This is a genomic window from Phenylobacterium sp. (assembly GCF_036264965.1).
Lineage (GTDB): Bacteria > Pseudomonadota > Alphaproteobacteria > Caulobacterales > Caulobacteraceae > Phenylobacterium.
Genome location: NZ_DATAPY010000083.1, coordinates 1 through 6,305, shown reverse-complemented (window position 1 = coordinate 6,305; position 6,305 = coordinate 1). Strand labels below are relative to the sequence as shown.

General features: G+C 67.9%; 7 protein-coding genes. 6 read left to right on the top strand and 1 reads right to left on the bottom strand.

The window, feature by feature from the left end:
• The 5 genes from VHS75_RS10615 to VHS75_RS10595 form a co-directional block, all read left to right on the top strand.
• A partial coding sequence (locus tag VHS75_RS10615) for a DUF6537 domain-containing protein (protein ID WP_329638587.1) occupies positions 1 to 466 on the top strand: 466 nt, incomplete at its 5' end.
• Between the two features lie 109 nt (positions 467 to 575).
• On the top strand, positions 576 to 875 hold the full coding sequence (locus VHS75_RS10610) for a hypothetical protein (RefSeq protein ID WP_329638586.1): 300 nt from the start codon (positions 576 to 578) through the stop codon (positions 873 to 875).
• Between the two features lie 101 nt (positions 876 to 976).
• Positions 977 to 1,444 carry a hypothetical protein gene (locus VHS75_RS10605; RefSeq protein ID WP_329638585.1) on the top strand — a complete coding sequence of 156 codons (468 nt, stop codon included), beginning with the start codon at positions 977 to 979 and terminating at the stop codon, positions 1,442 to 1,444.
• Between the two features lie 75 nt (positions 1,445 to 1,519).
• Positions 1,520 to 1,828 (top strand): hypothetical protein, encoded by a 309-nt coding sequence (locus VHS75_RS10600; protein WP_329638584.1) that lies wholly within the window; start codon positions 1,520 to 1,522, stop codon positions 1,826 to 1,828.
• Positions 1,829 to 1,931: 103 nt separating this feature from the next.
• Entirely contained in the window at positions 1,932 to 3,362 is a 1,431-nt protein-coding gene (locus tag VHS75_RS10595) for a hypothetical protein (protein ID WP_329638583.1), read from the top strand.
• Between the two features lie 379 nt (positions 3,363 to 3,741).
• Here the strand turns inward: VHS75_RS10595 and VHS75_RS10590 are convergent, their stop codons facing one another.
• Complete coding sequence (locus tag VHS75_RS10590; RefSeq protein WP_329638582.1) at positions 3,742 to 4,914, bottom strand: serine hydrolase; 1,173 nt, start codon at positions 4,912 to 4,914, stop codon at positions 3,742 to 3,744.
• 258 nt (positions 4,915 to 5,172) lie between these two features.
• Between VHS75_RS10590 and VHS75_RS10585 the strand changes: the two genes are divergently transcribed.
• Entirely contained in the window at positions 5,173 to 6,285 is a 1,113-nt protein-coding gene (locus VHS75_RS10585; RefSeq protein ID WP_329638581.1) for an NAD(P)/FAD-dependent oxidoreductase, read from the top strand.
• The last annotated feature ends 20 nt before the right edge of the window (positions 6,286 to 6,305 follow it).

The following is a 6,305-nucleotide window of genomic DNA, read 5'->3' as shown; positions in this document are numbered from 1 at the left end:
CGAGGTCGCCCGTCTCTATACGGACGGTCGTTTCCAGGCCTACCGGAGCGAGACCTTCAAGGGCGGCAAGACCAAGGTCTGGCTCGCCCCGCCGCTGATCGCGAAGAAGGGCAAGGACGGCCGGCCGCAGAAGATCCAGTTCGGCGGCTGGATGCTGGACGCCGCCTTCCCGGTGATGGCCAGGATGAAGGGCCTGCGGGGCACTGCGCTGGACCTCTTCGGCTACACCGACGAGCGGAAGATGGAGCGCGGCCTGATCGCCGACTACGAGGCGGGCCTGCGCAAGCTGATCGCCGGCCTCACGCCCGAACGGCTGGAGACGGCCGTCCAGATCGCCGCCATCCCCCAGAAGATCCGCGGTTACGGCCACATCAAGGACGCCTCCGTCGGCCCCGCGAAGGTCGAGGAAAAGGCGCTCTGGGGCCGCTGGGAGAAGCAGGGTGAGCGGGAGCTGGTCGGAGCCTAGGGCGCGTCAAAGCCTCGCACCCGCCTGACGCTTTTAAAACGCGTCCATTGGGGCCACCATCACTCTCAACGAAGAGACGGCGGGGGCCGACTCAAATGGGGAGCGGCGGATGGACGAACGGGAAGAAGCCCGACTGCACGACAGCGTGAACCTCGTGGGCTTGCGGGCCCACGCCACCGCGGTCGGCTTTCTGACGCTCACGACGGAGCTGGTGCGCGCCGGTGTGCTTGAGGAAGCCGCCGTGGATCGGATCAAGGACGCCATCGTCAAGGAACTGTCCCTGTCCCGCAGCCGCGCGTCCTCCAAGGAGGAGTTCGAGCGTTCCACCCGCGCGCGCCTCGACCGCCTTTTCGCCGGCAACGAACGCCTTGGCGACGAGCCGCCGAAGGAAATGGCGTCCGGGGGCTGAGCGCGGCCAGCTCAGTCTTCGCCGCCGCCGCGCGCCGTTGACCGATCATACTACATCTGTAAATATCATGGTCTACAGATGTAATATGAAAGGGCTCGGCCATGACCTTTGTCGCGCCAATCGTCGGAAGGCCGCGCCGCGGCGCCACGGCCCAGCTCACCTTGGCGACCGTTGCGCTGCTGGCGGTCGCGATCCCGGCCGGGGGCCTCTACGCCTTCTGGAACCATCAGCACCGGCTGCGGGTGGATTGGGCCATCAAGGGCCCGCCCTGTCCGGCGCCGAAGGATAGCTGGGACGCCATCGTGCTGAAGCGCCAGCCGCACAGCTTCAAATATGGCGGCGCGGACTTCGCCCATCCGTTCGGGGGCGCCGACTGCGCGTCCGTGCCGGACGGGCGCTTCCCGACGCGCGACGCCTATTACGTCTGCCAGTTCACCGGCCCGGTGATGGTTTCGGTCACCCTGGCCGGCCGGACTAGCGTGTTCGAGCCGGGTTACGGCCGCCACGCCGCGGTCAGTATCCGCAAGGGGAACGTGGCCTGTGTCCTGGGCGGCTGGACGGAGGCTTGAGCGCTGCGACGTCAGGGCGGGTGACAATGCCGGCCTTTCGACTAATCTTCCGCAACTGATAGTCGAGGCGACATCATGATCGGCGCCGTTTTCGCCGCTGCCGTTCTCCTCATGCAGGCCGCGCCCGCAACGGCGCCCCCTGCGCCGTCCGCCACGCCCGCGGCGTCGGCCTCGGTCAGTCCGCTGACCGTCACCGGCCGGAAGCAGCAGTCCGGCGACCTCGACCCGAACCAAGTCCTCTGTCACAGCGAACCCAAGCTTGGCAGCCTGTTCCCCACAAAGGTCTGCGCCACCCGCCGCGAAACAGACGAACGCCGCCGGAACGACCAGGAGCAGGCCCGAGACTTCCAGCGCTCCATCATCGTCGGGAAGCAGGCGCAATAGGCGGGCGCCTTCCTCCTCATTGAGCGAGAGATGGGCGTCACTTGATCGAACGTGTTCATCGAAACTTAGCGCCGCAGGCCGGAAGGTGTCGGAAGGAGCACGCATGGTTGCGATTTCGACATCGACGGTCACACCGGTCCTGCCGCCGCTGCCGGCCTCGCCCACGCGAGCGCCGCAGGACGCCGCCACGACCGTGCCGTCGGGCGATCCGGTGGATACGGTGACCCTGTCGCCCCTGGCCCAGCAGGTGCTGGATGGCCAGGCGCCCCCGGCGGCGGCTGCCACCGCGCCGGCCGCCTCGGGGCCGACCCAGGACCAGATCGCCGCCGCCGTTGCAGCGCTCAACGACACCACGGGCAAGACCGCGATCGGCGATCAGTTGAGCGCCTACGCCCTACTGACCAACGTCCTGGCCAAGGGGCAGGTGCTGCTCGACAACCGCCTGCCGCCCGCGACCCTGCCGGCCGGCGGGTTGATCACCGAAGCCGACTCCCAGACGGCGCTGACGTCGTCCTTCTCGCAGCGGGTGGCCCAGGTGGTGGCCAAGGTCGACAGCCAGAGGGACCCGGCCGCCAAGGACGACGGAACCGACCCGACCACCTTCACCGGCCAGGCCGCCGCCGCCTTCAATGCGCTCTCGGCCGACGAGCAGCAGATCTATGTGGCGGCCAAGTCGCTGAGCAAGAGCCTCGGCGCGCCGGACGATCCGGCCGCGAAGCCGCCGGCCGGCTATTCGCCCCCCGACGTGAAGGCCCTGACCGACGCGCTCGCCGAGGTGGACGACACCTCCGGCGGGGTGATGGCCAAGGACCAGGTCGCGGCGCTGGACCTGTTGAACACCTACGCCGCCGCCGGCGCCGGTCCGGCCGGCCAGGCGGTGGCGATGAACGCCGCGGCCTCGCCGTTCGCCGCCCACGCGGCCCAGACCCAGACGCTGGTGGAGAAATACCTCAACCCCAATGCGGACCCCTATCCGGAAATGCTGGACAACCTGAACAAGCTCTCGCCGGAGGACCAGGCGACCTACTTCAGCACCAAGACCAAGGCCGCCGACGGCACGGTGATGTTCGCCTCGCTGGGCAGCCTGAAGGACAACCTGGGCGCTCGGGAGACCATGCTGACGCTCTACAACACGGTGACCCAGGCCTATGGCGTAAGCGACCTGACCCAGCTCAAGACCGTGGCCCAGAAGAACAATCCGGCGCTGCAGAAGCTCGAGAGCCTGTTCCGCGCGGATCAGGGCAACGACAATTGGACGGCCCAGGTCCAGGACTTCCTGAGCCACACGACCATGGCCGACCTGGGCCTCGCGCCCGTGGACAATAGCGGCAACCCGGACATGCAAAAGGCCATGGAGACGCTGAAAGCGGTGCTGAGCGACGCCAAGGACTTCGGCGCCGCGATCAAGAGCGGCAAGATGCAGAAGTGGGCGCCGATCACCGAGGCGAAGAAGGCCACGGACAAGGTCCAGCAGGCCGCCGATCCCTTGGCCGCGGCGAAGGCCGAGGCGGGGATCACGGACCCGGCGAGCTAGGTCTCCAGCCGTCTGAAGGGCGGCCCGCCAAGATGTTGCGATGGCATGGGGTGTCGTATGTCCCCTCCGCCATTCATTCACATGTCAAAGAGCGTTGTTCCCGCTATGTTCACAGTAGGTCATAGGCGGCCGAGCGTCGAGGAATTTCGCACGTCAGAACGCGGCTGAGCTTGGAGCAGCCCTTCTCCCCTCGCGGGAGAAGGTGTCAGGCGGATGCCTGACGGATTAGGGGGACTTCGGGCCTAATCCGCCGACTCCCCCTCATCCGACCGCGTCGCGGCCACCTTCTCCCGCGAGGGGAGAAGGAACCGAGCAGGAGCCCGGCACCCTCTGGATGCGGGGAAACCCTTGAAGCCCATAGTAGATTGGAGCTCAGGGCCTACTTCACCGCCGCTCGCACCCCCTCCAACATCGCGTTCCTTGCAGCGCTGAGTTCCTTGCCGCCCGCCGCCGGCCAGGCTGCGTTCTGGACGATGATCAGGTGCTCGTTCGGGAAGGTGGTGATCGACTGGCCGAAGATGCCGACGGCCTCGTAGGCGCCGTTGGGGCGGATCCACCAGAAGTAGCCGTAGCCGCCGAGGCCGTTGTCGATCTCGCGCTTGGTGGCGTCGGCGACCCACCAGTTGGGGACGACCTTCTTGCCGTGCGCCACGCCGCCGCCGGCGATGAACAGGCCGAGGCGGGCGTAGTCGCGCAGCGTCATGGAGATGCCGGTGCCGCCGCGTTCCTGGCCGCCGGGATCGGTCATCCAGACGGCGTCGCGCTCCATGCCGTAGGGCTTCCAGATCTTCTCCGAGGCGTACTGCGCCAGGCCTTCGCCGGTGGCCTTGGAGATCAGCACGCCGACCAGGTCGGTCTCGCCGGTGTTGTAGTTCCATTTGGTCCCCGGCGGGTTGGCGCGGGGCAGCTTGCGCAGGTAGCTGACCATCGGGTTGATCCCCGGCTCTGTGACCGAACCGCCGGCCTTGGCGACGTCGGAGTTGGGGTCGGTGTAGTTCTCGTTCCACTTCACGCCGGAACTCATCATCAGCATCTGGCGCACGGTGACGCCCTCATAGGCGCTGCCTTTCAGCTCGGGGACGTAGCGGGTTACGGGATCGTCGATCGACCTGATCTTGCCGTCCTGGATCGCCGCGCCGACCAGGGTGGAGGTCACCGACTTGGCCACCGAGAAGCTGGTCCAGCGGTCGGTGGGCTTGCGGCCGAGGGCGTATTTCTCCAGCACGATCTTGCCGTCCTTCAGGACCAGCAGGCCGGAGACCCGGTAGGCCTGCATGTAGGCGTCGATGGTCCAGGTCTTGCCGTCGTAGGTGAAGGTGGGCGCGATCGGCTTGGCCGCGACCGGCAGGCGATGAACCTTGGCGCCGCGCTTGACGGTGTTGGTCTTGAAGATGTGCTCGATGTCGCGGAAGCCCTTGGCCTGCTTCTCGCCGCGCCAGTTGAGGATGTCGGCGATGGCCGTGGGATGGGCGGCGTCGAGGGAGACCTGGGCGTGGGCGGCGGTGGTCATCGCGATGGCGAGGCCGATCGCCAGCCCGATGATCTTCCGCATTCGATCTCTCCTCGATTTAGCCGAGACTTAAGCGCGCCGCTGCGCCTTGCCTAGCGTCGGCGTCCTTCTCCCCTTGTGGGAGAAGGTGTCGCCCGAAGGGTGACGGATGTGGGGTTTTGCTCCGCTCTCCGCGCGATCCGCCGCTCAGATCGGATGGGGCTTTCGACCCCACATCCGGCCTGCTCCGCAGGCCACCTTCTCCCACAAGGGGAGAAGGAGACCGTTTCGCTTTGGGCGATGACGCGTTAGGCGGTGGGAATGGCCGAGTTCGATTTCGATGCGGTGGTGGTGGGCGCGGGCGCGGTGGGGCTGGCGTGCGGCTATGCGCTGACCCGGCGCGGCCTGACGGTGGCGGTGCTGGAGACGGAGGCTGCGATCGGCCAGGGCGTCTCTTCGCGCAATTCGGAGGTGGTGCACGGCGGGCTCTACTATCCGACCGGCTCCTTGAAGGCGCGGCTCTGCGTGGAGGGTCGCCGGGCGCTCCACGCCTTCTGCGACACCCATCACGTGGACTACGACCGCTGCGGCAAGCTGGTGGTGGCGACCAGCCCGGAGGAGGTCGGCCGCCTGGACGAAATCCTCGAGCAGGCGCGGATCAACGATGTCGAGGGCATGGCGCATGTCTCCCGCGCCGAGGCGCTGGCGATGGAGCCCGAGCTGGCCTGCTACGGCGCGCTGATCTCGCCTGAGAGCGGGGTGTTCGACAGCCACGGCTACATGCTGGCTCTGGAGGGCGAGATCGGGGCCGGCGGCGGGGCGGTGGTGACCTCGACCCCCTTCGAAGGCGCGACGCCGCTGGCGGGCGGTGGGTTCTCGGTGCGGGCCGGCGGCGAGGAGCCGGCGACGCTGACCTGCCGCTATCTGGTCACCGCGCCGGGGCTGTTCGCCCAGGACGTGGCGGCGAAGATCGAGGGCTTTCCGGCCGCGGAGATCCCCAAGGGCCACTACGGCAAGGGGATGTACTTCCGGCTGGTCGGCAAGGCGCCGTTCTCGCGGCTGATTTATCCGCCGCCGATCCACGGGGCGCTGGGCACCCACTATCGCCGCGACCTGGGCGGCCAGGCGGTGTTCGGGCCCAACCTCTTCTGGGTGGACGAGCTGGACTACAGCGTCGATCCAGACGCGCGGGCGGCGTTCACCGACTACATCCGCAAGTTCTGGCCGGCGGTGCCGGAAGAGCACCTGAGCCCCGACTACGCCGGGATCCGGCCCAAGCTGCATGGGCCGGACGATCCGCAGCCGGACTGGCGCATCGACGACGTGACCGCGCACGGCTTGCCGGGGCTGGTGGCGATGTTCGGCATCGAGAGCCCGGGGCTCACCTCGTCGCTGGCGCTGGGCGAGGAGATTGCGGCCCGGCTCGAAGTCTAGCCGTCAGGTCTTGCTCACGA

What these genes read in the sequence shown, in the direction of transcription:
- VHS75_RS10600 (WP_329638584.1), top strand. Translation starts at nt 1,520, where the DNA reads ATGATCGGCGCCGTTTTCGCCGCTGCCGTTCTCCTCATGCAGGCCGCG.
- VHS75_RS10590 (WP_329638582.1), bottom strand. Translation starts at nt 4,914, where the DNA reads ATGCGGAAGATCATCGGGCTGGCGATCGGCCTCGCCATCGCGATGACC.
- VHS75_RS10585 (WP_329638581.1), top strand. Translation starts at nt 5,173, where the DNA reads ATGGCCGAGTTCGATTTCGATGCGGTGGTGGTGGGCGCGGGCGCGGTG.
- VHS75_RS10595 (WP_329638583.1), top strand. Translation starts at nt 1,932, where the DNA reads ATGGTTGCGATTTCGACATCGACGGTCACACCGGTCCTGCCGCCGCTG.
- VHS75_RS10610 (WP_329638586.1), top strand. Translation starts at nt 576, where the DNA reads ATGGACGAACGGGAAGAAGCCCGACTGCACGACAGCGTGAACCTCGTG.
- VHS75_RS10605 (WP_329638585.1), top strand. Translation starts at nt 977, where the DNA reads ATGACCTTTGTCGCGCCAATCGTCGGAAGGCCGCGCCGCGGCGCCACG.